Genomic DNA, 14,325 nt, shown 5'->3' with positions numbered 1-14,325 from the left:
TATTAATTATCCCAATAACGGGAAAATTTAATTTTTTATTATTTCAGATAAGCACATGGCACGTTTACCGGCACATAATCAATCCCATGAGCAGCCTTCAGTAACTTGGATACAACAACTGCGATGGTTCTCTCATCCCTATGCATTTGCGGCAAAAGCCCCATCATAGCATAGCTGATTGGGTTTACTGCAGGAACAAGTGTTTCCCAAGGATAACCTTTACCCCAGATCAACCCTTTTACTGTGTAGTTAAGATCTGCTGATTCCGATAGCAGATAGTCCAATAACGAAGCGGAATGGTTAGAGTTCTGATTTACAGTATGAAAAATAGGGCTTTGTCCTCCAAACCCATGTTCATCAGTTCCTGCTTTCGCATTCACGTCTGCTCCATTCCTCACCAGAACTTCTGCACATGACAGATGATTAAATTCCGCACAGACATGAAGTAGGCTGACATCATGTAAAGGCGTATAAGCACACCGTAAATTAACAGGCCGGTTAAGTGCACCTGGGTCTGTAGTCAAATGTTTCGCTAAAATCTGGGCATCATCTGAGAGGACGGCTAAAAGCGACGGATCATTAAACTCCAGCCCATGATCGATAAATACCTTGACACATGCTTTAAAGCGGTCTGTTCTGGCGTATTCGCTGATGAGTTCATAAATTAAGGGGTGCCCTTTGAAGATATCGTTGGGATGGACCCCATGCTGAAAACATGATCTGATCCCATCCACATCATGGCATTCAATATCACCGATTATTTTCTGCAGGTAGTCCATACCTACTAATTTAAGAAATATCGTTTACTTCTCGGCCCTGAATGTATTCGACACTAATTTTCTAGGACGCTTATTTTTAAACTGCTCTCCACTACCTGCATTACTTTGCCCTTCTTCAGTATGGAATCGGTTAGGTTTAAAAGTTGTTCTTGGTTTCTCTGCCCTATTCTCATCCGCCAGTTTAACACTTATCTTTCTACCTTTCAAAACCATACCGTTTATAGCTGCAATTGCCCTATCGGCTCCAGCCTGATCCACCATTTCTATAAAACCATAGCCTTTATGTTTGTGGGTCACTTTGTCGGTCAATAAATGCACGCTGTGCAACATTCCATGGATGCTGAATATCTCAATCAGTTCAGCTTCCTGTATATCAAGTGGATAACCCACCACAAATAATTTAATCATGAATCTATTTAAAGCTGCAAATTTAAGCTTTAATATTTTACTTATAGCTGTTTTCAGCTATTTTTGATATTATCTTAATAACAGGCAGGCATTCTAGCTACATTAGCTTAATTATCTACGCTACAATGAAAAAATACGGTTACACCTTGTTTTTGATATTTTCCTTTTTCAATGCGCTTTCGCAGATGCCATTAAACGGAACGCATTATGCCGATAGCCTTACCCAGCAGTTAAAAAAAGAGCTACCGAATGCCACAAAGGCAAAAAGTAGTTTTCTACTCTCAGAATTTTACTTAAGAACAGATACAGCAAAAGCTGAGCAGTATTTACAACAAGGATTAGCACACAGCGAAGGAAACAGCTTTATGCAAGCAGTATCTTTATATTATAAAGCTTTGCAAATGATGGCTAAAAATCCAGAACTTGCTAAAAAAATGCTTTTGCAATCAGATGCTTCACTAAAAAAATTCAAAACAAAGGAAGCTCTTCTGGTTAGATCAATGTGCTGGCACAGCTATGCATTTCGCCATCATCTTAGAAACGAAATCAAAGAATCTATAGAAATTATACTGCATAAGGCAATTCCGTTGGCTATACAATCAGGTGATTTGGGTTTCTTAGGAAAAAACTATTTTCTCCTTTCTGCGGGATTCAAAAATCTGGGTCAGCACGCGAAGGAAAAAATCTATTTAACAAAAGCAGTTTCAATACTTAAAAAAGCCAATGCACCACAATATCTGGCTATGATTTATCAATCTATTGGGGAAAATTATATTTCATTAGGTAAGTTAAAAGAGGCCAAATCGAATTTAGACAGCATGATGATCTTGCTTAAGCCGTATCCACAGTCCGAGATGTGGTTAGAATATTATGCCGGTGAAGCTTTACGCCTTAATACTGCTTTGCAATTCGACAGCGCACTCACTGTAGTAGAAAAAGGAATGCTTCTGGCAAAAAGATTCAAAGGCACTTATGCCGAAAAACGTATACTACTACAAAAATTTTATGCTCTTCATAGTAAAGAAGATTTCCCTGAGGCAAAGAATGTAGGACTGGCTTTGGTTAAGGACAAACAATTTATGGCATGGGAAACAAACAAGTTGCAGATTTACTATGGACTGGCGACTAGCTATGAGGGCATGAAAAATAAGCAAAGTGCTTACAAATGGTTAAAACTTTATAGCGGGTTGAGCGACAGTTTGAGTAACAGCAAACTAAAAGAAACTGCAAACCTCCTCGAAGTAAAATATAGAACGGCAGAAAACCAAAAGAAAATTGTGGCGCTTAACGCCGAGAATGAAAAGGCAAAACTTGCCACAAAAAATAGTCGGCTGGTGAATTGGCTACTGGGCCTAGCCAGTATATTTTTACTTATTGTTGCTTTTTTTGGCTGGTTGTTTTACCGCAACAGTAAAAAATTAGCTTTACAAAAAGATCTGAATCACCAACAAGAACTTAAAGATATTGACAGGCAACAGCAAATAAAACTAGTGCAGGTAATGTTGAATGCCAAAGAAGATGAACAAAACAGACTTGCCCGCGATCTACATGATGGGCTGGGCTGTATGCTCGCAATAGCAAAACTAAATCTGACAGATTATATACACGAACAAGGCAACAATAACACCCTAGAGCTGCAAAATATCGTTACGCAATTGGATACTTCCATAGGTGAACTTAGACGTATATCCCACAACATGATGCCTGAAATGCTATTAAAACTGGGCCTTAAGGCACTGCTAAAAGACTTATGTGAATCAGCAGCTTCTGCCGCGCTAAAAGTGGACTTTCAATATCTTGGCATCAACAACAATCTGCTTGCACAAGAGCAAATAAACATTTATCGTATTATACAAGAAGCCATTACTAACGCAACCAAACATGCCCAGGCGCAAAACCTTTTGCTGCAATGTTCGCAAAATGAGGATGTGTTTTTTATAACGGTTGAAGATGACGGAAAGGGCTTTGATGCAACACATTTGGATAAGGTTGAGGGCATAGGTCTTAACAACATCAAAAGCCGGGTTGAATACCTTAAAGGCAAAATTGAGATCCTATCAGAAAGAAATAAAAGAGGCACCTCCATCAATATAGAACTTTATGTCACAGCATAAAAATACCATTGTCATTGTTGATGATCATCCGATAGTCATAGAGGGGTTGATTAGGCTTTTAAGTAAAAAACCGGAATATGAAATTATTGGTGGCTTTACCCGAGGGGAGGAATTTATTTCCTTTTTAAAAATAGCAACAGTAAAAATTGTTTTGCTGGATATCATGCTTCCTGATATAAATGGAATGGATTTGTGCAAAACAATAAAAACCATATCTCCGGATACGGTTGTATTGGCATTTAGCAATTACCAGGAGCGCAGCGTAATTTTGCAAATGTTGGCCAATGGCGCCAGTGGATATTTACTTAAAGAGTCGTCTATTGAAGAAATTGTTATCTGTATCAATGAAGCCTTAAATGGTCAGATTACTTTTAGTAACATCGTTAAAGAAATTATCTCCCGGCCACAGTTAAAAGAATCTCAAGATTTTGCCAAACTTACGGTACGCGAAAAGGAAATTTTAAAACTAATTGCTGATGGCAAAACCACTAATGACATTGCTGAAATGTTATTTTTAAGCAAGTTTACGGTAGAAAACCACAGAAAGAACTTACTACAAAAGCTCAAAGCAAAAAATGTTGCCGATTTAATAAGACATGCTACACTACAAAATCTGATTTAGCTATTATATTGTTTTTGGTATTATCTTTTTCCTGCGCATTTCATCGAACAAATCATAAAACATTTTTTCTGTATCAATAAACTCATGAAAGCCCATTCTTCTTGCCTTTGTGCCATCTGCAAAAAAGTCATAGTCCCAGGAGAACACAAAGTCGCCAAATGCCCATGAGGATAAGTCTTTATAGTTATAATTTAGTCCGTGTTCTTCCTGTAAAGATTTCCAGAGTTCTTCTTTGTCCGCCATAACTGTTTGGAGGGGCATTTGCAAGGGTGCCGCAACTTCCATATTAAAATAAACAGCAATTTTAGGCCAAAGCTCATTCCACCTAAACAAGTMGCCGTTATTGATATTGAATGCCTGATTTGCACATTGTGGGTTTGTAGCTGCCCATACAGTCGCTTTAGCCAGTAGTCCTGCATCTGTCATTTCCATCAATTTATCATAGGCGCCCAATTTTCCGGGAAAACGTAAGGGAATCCCAAGTTTCTTAGAAATAGTAGCAAACACCGCAATTACCATTGCAAGATTCATAGGATTACCTGTTGAGGTTCCACCAACTACTGATGGCCTAATGGCAGACCAAGTCCAACGTTTGTTCACCTGTTGTTTTTCGAGGAAGTTCTGTTGATCTACATTAAATTCGGGAGGCATATGGCCTGCATCACTTTCTTTTGCGGGAGTTTTAAAGGGGCCTAGATGGGCACCATAAACTTTGTACCCTTGCATCAGACTTACATGTTCCAAATTGGCTGCCACCGGTTCAATTGCCGTCAATACGTTTACCAACATAGCCAGGTTGGGTTCAACCAGTTCTGCCCAACTCGCCCTATCCTGATAGGCTGCATAAAATATGTGAGTAACATCAGATAATGAACTAAGTTGTGCAATACACGATGCAGGATCTAGCAAATCAACAGCTATATATCGGATTTTCTTGGTGCTTGTCCCCCCCCTTCTGGACAAACCAATAATGTCCCAGGTTCCTAATTCCTCCAGGTAATTTATTAGATTGGTTCCAATTATTCCATTGGCTCCAACTACTAGTGCTGTTTTTTTATCCGCTTTCATGTTAAGTTATATTTTATTTAAGTTTAATCAACTGCTAGTCAAAATTCGGTTTATTAGGCTGGAGAAAATGGTATAATTCTGGCATAATATTGTATATTTCCGACATGAAACGTTACAGGCAATTTGAACCTTTACTGATTTCTGATTTTGAAGTTTCCAGTTGGCGACATCCAGAGCATAATCATAATCATTACGAAATAATCTATATTAAAAAGGGATCAGGAACGCATGTGATTAATCAGGTAACTATCCCCTACAAGGATGGCGATATCTTTTTACTTGGTCCAGAAGAATCCCATTATTTTGAAATCGACATACTCAGTCATTTCGTCTATTTAAAGTTTACAGATTTATATCTCCACCAGGATGTAAGTAATACTAATAATTACGTACAGAACCTGGAATACCTAATAAAAAGCAGAGAAACACATCTGGCAGGCTTTAAATTGTCGGACAATGACCGACATACAGTAGCTCGTCTATTTGATATGCTGATCACATTAAAAAGCGAACCACTTCATAACGAAGAGTTAATCTGGATGCAGATTCTCGCATTATCACATATTTTAAAAAGGAATATGCCAGAATTAAAACCCTTTGAAAATCGTAGTAAAGATATGCAAGCTATTTTTTGTTATATACATAAATACATCTATTCGCCCGATCAGCTTAGGGCTCCCATTATGGCTGGACACTTTAATATAACAGCAGACTATATGGGACCATATTTCAAAAGGAATACCGGTACCACCTTACGGGAGTATGTTCAGAATTACCGAAAAACACTGATCAAGCAAAGAATGGCAAGTGGAAAGTACAGCTTAAAGCAAATTGCAGCCGAATTCGGATTAACAGATGAAAGCCATGTTAGTAAAATTATAAATGTTTTGTAAGTTCCATATTTAGTTAATCCTGATATATTATTTCAGTTGCACTTCCATTTGAATATTGCATCGCTCATAAGGTGTTACTCGACCTACTACTTTCTTAAAACCTAGCTTATGATACAGATTGATAGCAGGTTTCAATACAGTGTTACTTTCCAGATAAACCTTAGAGGCACCCAATTCCTTTGCAGCGTCAATAACTGTTTGACCAAGCAACCAGCCAATACTTTTTCCCTGGATCTTAGGTGAAACAGCCATTTTTGCCAGTTCAAAATCATAATCCGGATCGTTCATTTTGATCAGTGCACAAACACCCACAGGTTCATTTTCGTATAGAGCCACAAATATCTTTCCGCCCTTTTCCAAAATGTATTCTTTAGGATTATCTAAAGCCTTATAATCTGCCTCTTCCATTTGGAAATATGTGGAGATCCATTCCATATTAAGTGATCTAAACGCAGCTTGATACTTATCTTCATAAGCCACAATCTGGACATCTTTGCTTTCGCGAAGTTTCTTTTGCTCCTGCACTCTTCTCAGCAGTGACTTTTGCTCTAACAAGAATTCCCACTCTTCTATCGCTTCCCACAAGTTGTACCTTGCTTCTAGAATAACGCTTTCAACTGCAGCATCTACATCTACACATTGCACTTTTATCTTAGCTGCAAGCACTATCCCTTTGGTGGTTAATGCGACAACATTTCTGCGTTTATCAGACGATTCCCGATTTTCCTGAATCAGTCCGGCAACAGTCATTTCCTGTATGATCTTACTAACTGAAGGTTGGGAATGTCCTATCTCAGTAGCAATTTCGGTTATGGTTTTTTCTCCCTCTTCTGAAAGAACAAAAAACACGGGGAACCACTTTGGAGAAAACTCTATATTATATAATTCATAAATCTGCGCTGCGTCTTCAGTTACTTTTGAAGTCAGTAATCTTAGCCGACTGCCCAGAGCCATTTTTCCGGTTTTCTCAAATAGTTTCATGCATATAATCAATTACATAATCAGTTATGCAAATGTAAGTAATATAAACTATGTCACAAATATTTTTTAAATGGGCGTGTGATTAACTGTTAAAAAATTCACCAAAGTGCCAGAGAATTCCAGAGGGATCATGCAGAAAACATTCTTTGCCCCAGTGATCAACCCGTATCGGAACGAGTTTTGCATCCTTATATTTAGTAGTAAGGTCAAGAGCCAAAAGCTCCTGCCAATATTTGTCAACATCTTCAACCTCTAAAAAAATCATAGTATTATCTACCCAATCCTTTACATAGGCGTTTTGAAGGTAAAACGCTATATGCTCTGTTTTAAAAACAGACATATCAGGTGTAAGAACTGTTTCATCAAAACCAAGGTCTCTGTAGAAACTCCTTGAAAGTTCAAAATCTTTGGCCCCGATAAATGGCCTGATGGATATTGCTTTATGTTTCATTGATTTAGCTGTTGATTTGGATAGTAAACTTAATAAATAATTTTAGAACCTATACAATCTAAAACAATTGCGCTAAGGCGTTAATGTTTTTCATTTTGAAATTTAGATCCATCTCAAAATATTTCTTTTCTTTACCTACATTAGTCGCTTTTATACGAATGATATCCAATCGTTTTGTATATTTTTCCAGTAATGGAAATTGTCGCAATCCATTGAGCTGATTAAAATCCATTTCGAGGTAGAAAAAGTATGGAGATTTTTCACTTACCGTAGTCACCTTAATATTCTTATCTGTACTAAGCGTAAAAAATCCAGTATCGCTTTTACCATACAAAGTATACAAGGGGAACACCTGTTTACTGATTACACCAACAGTATCAAGCAATCCTTCCCTAATCAGATAATTTAATAAAGATTTAGATTGAGCTCTGGAAGTGCCTATTATCCTTGGTACCTTCAAAATACGGGTACTTCGAACCTCTTCCTTCTCAAAATCATCATTATACTCATAAGTTATCACAGTATCAATCTGATTAACTATCCCTGCAAATTCAACGTCAAGATAGCCCTGATAATATTTCAATAAGCTATCGGGATAAATTCTGTGGCCTTTAAGTTGAATTTCTGAGTAAGATTTACCATTCAAAAGGTGGGCATTAAGCCACATTTTTATTGAGGCATGCTTATCAAATACCCTATGAGTAAATACCTTCCCTTGAACATCAAGATCATTAAAATTAAAATAGCCATTCAAATAAATTACCCCATCCTTAAATTCTCCTGTTCCTATATACTCTTTAAAAGCATAAGCCAAATGTGTATTTGCATGTTTTAAGCTCGCAATTTTCTGATCTTTATCAGATAATAGGTTTTTCTTATCTAGCAGATCGGTAAGGATATCTATTACATTTTCATTTTTGAGTGTATACGCAACAGCAACTGTTTTTAAATTAAAAGCTACAGTAAGTTTTCCATCTTTTGAAGTTGCCAATGTAATGCCATGACCTGCGTTTTTAAACGTATTTACACCGAGCCTTTGCTTAATAAACTGTTTCAGTACGGCGACATCTGCTATAGGCAAAGAACAGAAATAGGTTTGGCAAGATTTGGAACCAACAGTATAAATAAAAACATTCCCTGGAATGGCTAAACCAGTTTTAAGTTCATCATCAGTTTTTCCCCTATAATAAGATGGGTTATAAAGATAATCCAAAACCATTGTTTTATAGATCTTATCTACATCTATCTTAACAATAAAAGAGGCCTCAGCATGAATAACCTCCTGGTAGGATTTATATTCCCGGAATTTGAAATACCCATAAGCAGACGCCAGTATTAAAACAACTCCCGTTAGTATCAGTGTTACACCACCTCTAAGTAATTTATTTTTGCGCGTCTTCAACAAGTGAGAATAAGTACTTTAAAGCATTTTGTTGATTGGAAGGAATATCTATGTTAATTTCACCAGAATATACATTACCCTTAACCGGATTCGATTTCAAATAAATGTCGCCCATTGAATTCAATACATTATTAAGTTTTTCAAGTTTTTTTGTGCTGGCAAACTCTTCAACAGGAATCTTTCCGAATAGCTTTTTAGCGCTGAAATAGCCTGCATAATTGGTATTCATTAATGCTTTCCTGTGCTTGCGCKAGACATTGGCAACATATCTGTTTCCAGCAATATCCTCCATATCTTTTTTATTGGTACCAAAGAAAATGATTCCTTCTTTAATCATAAAATAAAGCGCCAGTGGGCTTTTAGGAACCGACAGTTCGTAATATCCTGAGCTGTTTTTAACCAGCTCTTTTTTTACACCATAAGCAATAAGTTTGTCAATCAAACGAGTGTCCTCACTGGACATCATAAATAAAAAGTCAGGCAATGTCTCTTTCTTCGTCTTTGTTACTTCTTTGCTTTCAAAGTTTTCTTCATTATAATCCATTGATTTATAACTGACTTCCTTTTGCGACAAGCCATTAAAAAGGAACAGTCCATCTCCCTTTACTACTTTACTTATCGCCTCTTCATCAAGCAAAAGAGAAAACAGATCAGCTGCCATTCCTATTTCATCAGCGTATACTGAACCATAAATTTTTGACATCAGTTTAGGATATTGCTCAAGATAGGCCTTAGTATCCATAGCATAGGCCAGATAACCAATCGCTTTATCTTCATTTATGTATTTTAAGAACCGTTTGTTCAGTTTCCTTTTAAGTACTTTCTTAAAAACCCCCGCAATTTCATCACTAAAGGCCATGCTTGTACTAATTCTAATCGATTTATCTTCAAGAAAAAGCTTAGCATTAGCACTTCCATAGCCATTTAAGAAGCTCATACCTTTTAAATAGGTTGATGGCATATAGGTATTAAAAAGCTTATCAGCTCCAGCAATCCAAATTGTTGCCTCAGCTTGTTCATCTATACTTTTTACGAAATCTTTATTATTTAATATCGATGTTGTATTTGGGCCGGTAAAGAAATCATCAACCATAAGTTGTACCCAACCGGCAACAACAGTTTTCTTTTTCTGTTCATCCTTAAAAAAAGTATTACCATAATCATATCCAATGGTATCTGCCATAACTTCTTCTAATGAATCAACAGCCATCGTGCTATCAACAGCAATCTCATCCTGTACCGGCACCGCTATCGACAATGAGTCTGCAGCTTGTCCAACAGAAGTAGCTTGAGATAACTTGAAGCGTTCAACAACCTCTGGTCTTGCAAAATAACTACTTTTACCCGAGCCTATAACAAACAGCAGGAACTTGTCGTTCCAATGAGCCACTTCTGTAGAGTCGGAATTATAATAGGATTTAATCCCGTTTTTAACTGTAAACTTTTGATTTGCCTGAACATATAGAGCTTCCAATTGTTCGGCATTTTTAACAGGTGCCAGGAAACAGTTATAGGATACACTGTCGTTGCTCAGATTATAGTAATATAATGATGAAGATAAATCAAACCCCAGGTTTTCAACACTATTAACCACTTTATCCGTTCCTTTTGAGAGCTTTGATAAAATTTCTTTTCCGATAAAAGTGTTATTAAATTCTTTTAAAGACATCAGATCGGTAAAATTCTTTCCTTTAATTGTGGCCACAGCAAGGGCATCAGAAGGTATTTTATTTACCAGGTCTTGAGCAGAGGATGACAAGGTTATACTTGCAAAAACTAATGCAACCAGGCATTTGTAAAGAGAGTTCATAGATAGAGTGATTATTTAGATAGTGTAATTCTATTCGATATATCAGTTTTACCGTTGATTAAACCTAATATACCTGTATTGATCATTATAGCTTTTTTTGATTTAGAGATCTTTGCCAGTGGATTGTTACTGCTGGTTATTAATTGTTCAAATCTGTATATACTAGTATATGAGGCATCTTTAAATACATTTTTCACTTCAGGTTTAAGCTTATTGTATTCTAATACGGCAGCCTTTGTATACTGATAACTGCGCTGAAAAGTCTGGGTTTTCGATTCATAAGCATAAGAAGCATTACTAAGCCCCTTTATCTTTAACTTCTTTAACACATTTTGATTTACAGTATTGATATTGGCAACATCCTTAAATGCAAAAGAGATACTCACTATGAAATTATCGAAATCAATCTTCTTTTGGACATTTGTAATGCCATCGGATTTTTTCAGGTAACTAACAATTTCATCGATTTCTTTTTGAATAGTTTGTTTGGAAGGCACTTTATATCCCTGGATACTATCCATAAGCATAAGAGATGCCACCTTGGCTTTACTCGCACTCAGATTGAGGGTTAAATTTACTGTCCCCAACCCTGTTTTATTGACATTAATTTCCTCAATAACCTGGAAGCAAKACGAAAAAAAAAGTACGAATACTATTAAAAAAAGATATCTATACGTTGTAACGAGCATTATTTAGGATGTTTTGCAAAGATAGACTGTAAAGATATCATTTTTAGAAACAGAATGAACTAATGATCTATGCCGTACATTGATTAGATTTACTAATGAACTCACTTTTACGCTCCAGCAAAGTCCTCCATATAATCATTAAAAAAGCCAGAATTCCAAAGGCCATACCCACCCAAGGGCTTTGAGAAACCCCGACAGAGGCGATGAACCAACCACTTACAACAGTACCCGCCGTTACGCCAAGATTTCCAAATGAGATAGCCAAGCTATTAGCAAACTCAGGAGCATGAGGGGCAGCAGAAGTCATGTAGGCAAACCCACTCAGAAAACAAGGAGCATATAGAAAACCCCATAACGCGATCACCGACACAGTAGACCAGGTATTGGCACCCGAATAAAACAACATCACAGGAATCAATACCGTTCCACTTAGAAACAAAGCAATAGTAGCCGGAATATTTTTACTCATCATTTTCCCCGCCAGCCAATTAGATACTATCCCTGTAATACCAAAGAGGAACATCATATAACTAATAGTTTGAGTATCCATCTCTTTAACCTTACCCAAATAATCAGCAAAATAACTGTAAGTAGAAAACCATGCAGCAATCATAAAAAAGTTCATTGCAGAGCTGATCAAAAAACGACTATTGGTTAGCACCTTTAATTGTGTTCCGTACGATTTCTTTTCCTGCGGATGCATAGGAGGCAAAACTTTGTAAATACCTACTAAAGCAATTGCAGTTACTACCGCTTGTACCCCAAAAGATGCCTGCCAATTGAAAACACTTGCCATATAAGTAGCAAACGGAACGGTAGTCACCATTGCTATTGCAATACCACCTACAACAATCCCCGCTAACCGGTATTCTTGCGATTTACCCACATTTGCCACAGCTGCTGCAATAGCATTCGAAATAAATACAGGCTGCAAAAATGCAGGCAACATCCTCACAATAATCAGCAACCAAAAAGGTGGAGCAAAAGAAGATACTATCCCGGTAAGCAAAAACATCGCAATACTGATCATCATGATTTTTTTCCGGTCGAAGCCAGAAGTAAACAAGGTCATAAAAGGACCTGTTAATGCAATTACAAGGGCAAATGCACTAAGTAACAACCCTGCTTTATCGATGGAAATATGGTAGTGGTCTGCAATCTGAGGCAAAATACCAATAACCCCAAATTCGGTTGTAATAATTCCAATTAACCCCAAACATCCTACAAATGCAATTTTCTTCATTATTGATTTTATTTTCGGTCAAAAATAAATCTTAACTAATAGATTTGCCTTCTTTACAACCCAATGTAGGGAACTAACAAAAATGTAAGCCATGGCATTAAGGAAAGAAAATTCAACCAATAGCATTAATTACAAAATCATCAGCGATTGTTCCGATCTTGTATATGCTATAGCAATATTTGGAGGTCGATGGAAAGTACTTATCCTGCGAGAACTTGAGGGAGGAAAGATGCGATTTACTGAACTTAAAAATGCAATGCCAAAAATTACCGAACGGATTTTAAGCTTACAACTAAAAGAATTGGAATATCATGGACTCATATCCAGGACACTCCATTCCTCCGTTCCACCCAGAGTAGAATACGAATTAACCGAAATAGGCATTGAACTTATTCCAATATGGGAAACTTTGAGCAGTTGGGGCTCAAAACACAGAAAGTTAAATCAACTAACCTAGTTTCCATTCAGGTCTTTCAAAGTGGCAGGTGTATCCGTATGGCTGCTTTTGCAAGTAATTTTGGTGTTCTTCTTCAGCATTCCAAAAATCGGCGACAGGAACTACTTCCGTTATAATTGGCCCGGGCCATTTACCAGAAGCTTCCATATCTGCGATTAAAGCCTTTGCGGTTTCCCTTTGTGTTTCATCCATAAAAAAAATGGCTGACCGATAAGAGGTTCCTATGTCGTTTCCCTGTCTGTTCCGTGTTGTTGGATCATGGATCTGGAAGAAGTATTCAAGGAGCGAACGATAGGATAAAAGTGCTGGATCAAATATGATTTCAATGGCTTCAGCATGTGTTCCATGATTCCGGTAAGTTGCGTTGGGAACATCCCCTCCAGTGTATCCAACCACCGTTGAAATAACACCTGGCTGGTGCCTTATAAGTTCTTCTACCCCCCAAAAACAACCGCCCGCCAGAATGGCTTTTTCTGTATTCATATAGCTTTTCTTTTTAATTGAATAAAGGTACGATGCTAATGCACTATTTGTATAATAGAAATCCCATTTTCATCAAAAACCTCCAGTACCGACGAACTGATTCCTACTAGCGCCATACTCTTTACCAATTCCTGACCAATATCCTCGCTGCAAACAACTCGGAGAATCTTATCACAATCGTCGAGATCAACAGACCATTCTAAGATATTAGAAAAAGTATAAATAACCTCGAAAACATGCCGTAAATCAATTGGCGTATCAATTACAGGGGATAGAATAATAACGTATCTGGACATTGGAACTAACTGATTGAGATGACAAATATATAAAATAATTTGCAAACAAACCAATCGTTCGGTATCTTTGAGGAATGGAAAATCCATATAAAAGAAAGAAAGATCCGGAAGCCAGTAAACAATTGATTCTTCATATAGCAGCCGAAATAGGTGCCACAGCCGGCTGGCATCAGGTCACTTTCCAAGCGATTTCCGATCAAACCGGATTGAGTAAGGGTGGCATTATCCATCATTTTCGTAATAAAGAAGAGCTACTGGAAGAATTGGTACACCAAAGCCTTGTTGAACTGACCGAGTGGACCATTGAAGAAAAAAGAGCCTCAGGAAATGACATCGCCCCCCTTGCCTTTCTTCGCTTCGTTATCAAAAAAAGCAGTGATCTACATTATAGGAGAACTATGAAAGTCATTTTGCAAGCGGCACTTATTAATGAGCACTATAAAAAAATGTGGGAAGAATGGTTTACCAATCATATTGGGGGTGGATCAGTAGCAGATCTGGATATCAACAGCCTGATCATTATCCTTGTTGCAGATGGACTTTGGTACGCTGATAACCTTGGACTTTATGGCATCAACAACGAAAAGAAAAAGCAGATCGTTAACAAATTACTCAACTTAAACTAATTT

The 14,325-nt window shown here is 37.3% G+C and carries 16 protein-coding genes; 5 read left to right on the top strand and 11 right to left on the bottom strand.

The window, feature by feature from the left end; all coding sequences use genetic code 11:
* Positions 1-38: 38 nt before the first annotated feature.
* Both AC1DDK_RS11805 and AC1DDK_RS11800 read right to left on the bottom strand, forming a co-directional pair.
* Entirely contained in the window at positions 39-779 is a 741-nt protein-coding gene (locus AC1DDK_RS11805; RefSeq protein WP_172659683.1) for a transient-receptor-potential channel family protein, read from the bottom strand.
* 24 nt (positions 780-803) lie between these two features.
* Positions 804-1,187 carry an RNA recognition motif domain-containing protein gene (locus AC1DDK_RS11800; RefSeq protein ID WP_172659682.1) on the bottom strand — a complete coding sequence of 128 codons (384 nt, stop codon included), beginning with the start codon at positions 1,185-1,187 and terminating at the stop codon, positions 804-806.
* A gap of 125 nt (positions 1,188-1,312) precedes the next feature.
* Between AC1DDK_RS11800 and AC1DDK_RS11795 the strand changes: the two genes are divergently transcribed.
* A complete protein-coding gene (locus AC1DDK_RS11795) occupies positions 1,313-3,301 on the top strand; it encodes a sensor histidine kinase (protein WP_288878790.1) in 1,989 nt (662 codons plus the stop codon).
* The gene (locus AC1DDK_RS11790; RefSeq protein ID WP_288878789.1) at positions 3,288-3,923 is read left to right on the top strand and encodes a response regulator; all 636 of its coding nucleotides are present in this window, start codon (positions 3,288-3,290) and stop codon (positions 3,921-3,923) included. The genes AC1DDK_RS11795 and AC1DDK_RS11790 overlap by 14 nt, the downstream gene beginning before the upstream one ends.
* Before the next feature lie 3 nt (positions 3,924-3,926).
* On the opposite strand, the gene AC1DDK_RS11785 is transcribed toward AC1DDK_RS11790, so the two are convergent.
* Complete coding sequence (locus AC1DDK_RS11785) at positions 3,927-4,991, bottom strand: SDR family oxidoreductase (protein ID WP_477633919.1); 1,065 nt, start codon at positions 4,989-4,991, stop codon at positions 3,927-3,929.
* A 104-nt stretch (positions 4,992-5,095) separates the two neighbouring features.
* On the opposite strand from AC1DDK_RS11785, the gene AC1DDK_RS11780 reads away from it, so the two are divergent.
* The gene (locus AC1DDK_RS11780) at positions 5,096-5,884 is read left to right on the top strand and encodes an AraC family transcriptional regulator (RefSeq protein ID WP_172659678.1); all 789 of its coding nucleotides are present in this window, start codon (positions 5,096-5,098) and stop codon (positions 5,882-5,884) included.
* 27 nt (positions 5,885-5,911) lie between these two features.
* Here the strand turns inward: AC1DDK_RS11780 and AC1DDK_RS11775 are convergent, their stop codons facing one another.
* From AC1DDK_RS11775 to AC1DDK_RS11750, 6 genes are all read right to left on the bottom strand, one after another.
* Positions 5,912-6,865: a bifunctional helix-turn-helix transcriptional regulator/GNAT family N-acetyltransferase gene (locus tag AC1DDK_RS11775; protein WP_172659677.1), complete on the bottom strand. Its 954-nt coding sequence runs from the start codon at positions 6,863-6,865 to the stop codon at positions 5,912-5,914.
* Positions 6,866-6,947: 82 nt separating this feature from the next.
* Positions 6,948-7,316, bottom strand: coding sequence for a VOC family protein (locus AC1DDK_RS11770; RefSeq protein WP_172659676.1), 369 nt, complete (start codon positions 7,314-7,316; stop codon positions 6,948-6,950).
* A 58-nt stretch (positions 7,317-7,374) separates the two neighbouring features.
* Positions 7,375-8,718 carry a hypothetical protein gene (locus tag AC1DDK_RS11765; RefSeq protein ID WP_337716521.1) on the bottom strand — a complete coding sequence of 448 codons (1,344 nt, stop codon included), beginning with the start codon at positions 8,716-8,718 and terminating at the stop codon, positions 7,375-7,377.
* Positions 8,699-10,528, bottom strand: coding sequence for a hypothetical protein (locus AC1DDK_RS11760; RefSeq protein WP_477633918.1), 1,830 nt, complete (start codon positions 10,526-10,528; stop codon positions 8,699-8,701). Before AC1DDK_RS11760 ends, AC1DDK_RS11765 begins: the two co-directional genes overlap by 20 nt.
* A gap of 11 nt (positions 10,529-10,539) precedes the next feature.
* Positions 10,540-11,049, bottom strand: coding sequence for a hypothetical protein (locus AC1DDK_RS11755; protein WP_288878784.1), 510 nt, complete (start codon positions 11,047-11,049; stop codon positions 10,540-10,542).
* 235 nt (positions 11,050-11,284) lie between these two features.
* Positions 11,285-12,460, bottom strand: coding sequence for an MFS transporter (locus tag AC1DDK_RS11750; RefSeq protein WP_337716518.1), 1,176 nt, complete (start codon positions 12,458-12,460; stop codon positions 11,285-11,287).
* 91 nt (positions 12,461-12,551) lie between these two features.
* Between AC1DDK_RS11750 and AC1DDK_RS11745 the strand changes: the two genes are divergently transcribed.
* Complete coding sequence (locus tag AC1DDK_RS11745; RefSeq protein WP_172659671.1) at positions 12,552-12,917, top strand: winged helix-turn-helix transcriptional regulator; 366 nt, start codon at positions 12,552-12,554, stop codon at positions 12,915-12,917.
* Here the strand turns inward: AC1DDK_RS11745 and msrA are convergent.
* The gene (msrA, locus tag AC1DDK_RS11740) at positions 12,909-13,400 is read right to left on the bottom strand and encodes a peptide-methionine (S)-S-oxide reductase MsrA (protein ID WP_172659670.1); all 492 of its coding nucleotides are present in this window, start codon (positions 13,398-13,400) and stop codon (positions 12,909-12,911) included. The two genes, AC1DDK_RS11745 and msrA, sit on opposite strands and share 9 nt — an antisense overlap.
* Before the next feature lie 35 nt (positions 13,401-13,435).
* Positions 13,436-13,696, bottom strand: a complete 261-nt coding sequence (locus AC1DDK_RS11735; protein ID WP_172659669.1) for a hypothetical protein — start codon at positions 13,694-13,696, stop codon at positions 13,436-13,438.
* 74 nt (positions 13,697-13,770) lie between these two features.
* Here AC1DDK_RS11735 and AC1DDK_RS11730 point away from each other — a divergent pair, with 74 nt between their 5' ends.
* Positions 13,771-14,322: a TetR/AcrR family transcriptional regulator gene (locus tag AC1DDK_RS11730; RefSeq protein WP_172659668.1), complete on the top strand. Its 552-nt coding sequence runs from the start codon at positions 13,771-13,773 to the stop codon at positions 14,320-14,322.
* Positions 14,323-14,325 lie beyond the last annotated feature (3 nt).

The organism is Pedobacter sp. 05T44 (assembly GCF_056395985.1).
The sequence above is the reverse complement of the archived record's forward strand: the minus strand, read 5'-3'. Positions and strand labels throughout refer to the sequence as shown.

Bases quoted from the DNA above. Each gene is read 5' to 3' on its own strand.
- AC1DDK_RS11790 (WP_288878789.1), top strand. From the start codon at position 3,288: ATGTCACAGCATAAAAATACCATTGTCATTGTTGATGATCATCCGATA.
- AC1DDK_RS11745 (WP_172659671.1), top strand. From the start codon at position 12,552: ATGGCATTAAGGAAAGAAAATTCAACCAATAGCATTAATTACAAAATC.
- AC1DDK_RS11805 (WP_172659683.1), bottom strand. From the start codon at position 779: ATGGACTACCTGCAGAAAATAATCGGTGATATTGAATGCCATGATGTG.
- AC1DDK_RS11770 (WP_172659676.1), bottom strand. From the start codon at position 7,316: ATGAAACATAAAGCAATATCCATCAGGCCATTTATCGGGGCCAAAGAT.
- AC1DDK_RS11750 (WP_337716518.1), bottom strand. From the start codon at position 12,460: ATGAAGAAAATTGCATTTGTAGGATGTTTGGGGTTAATTGGAATTATT.
- AC1DDK_RS11735 (WP_172659669.1), bottom strand. From the start codon at position 13,696: ATGTCCAGATACGTTATTATTCTATCCCCTGTAATTGATACGCCAATT.
- msrA (WP_172659670.1), bottom strand. From the start codon at position 13,400: ATGAATACAGAAAAAGCCATTCTGGCGGGCGGTTGTTTTTGGGGGGTA.
- AC1DDK_RS11775 (WP_172659677.1), bottom strand. From the start codon at position 6,865: ATGAAACTATTTGAGAAAACCGGAAAAATGGCTCTGGGCAGTCGGCTA.
- AC1DDK_RS11800 (WP_172659682.1), bottom strand. From the start codon at position 1,187: ATGATTAAATTATTTGTGGTGGGTTATCCACTTGATATACAGGAAGCT.
- AC1DDK_RS11795 (WP_288878790.1), top strand. From the start codon at position 1,313: ATGAAAAAATACGGTTACACCTTGTTTTTGATATTTTCCTTTTTCAAT.
- AC1DDK_RS11780 (WP_172659678.1), top strand. From the start codon at position 5,096: ATGAAACGTTACAGGCAATTTGAACCTTTACTGATTTCTGATTTTGAA.
- AC1DDK_RS11755 (WP_288878784.1), bottom strand. From the start codon at position 11,049: ATGGATAGTATCCAGGGATATAAAGTGCCTTCCAAACAAACTATTCAA.
- AC1DDK_RS11730 (WP_172659668.1), top strand. From the start codon at position 13,771: ATGGAAAATCCATATAAAAGAAAGAAAGATCCGGAAGCCAGTAAACAA.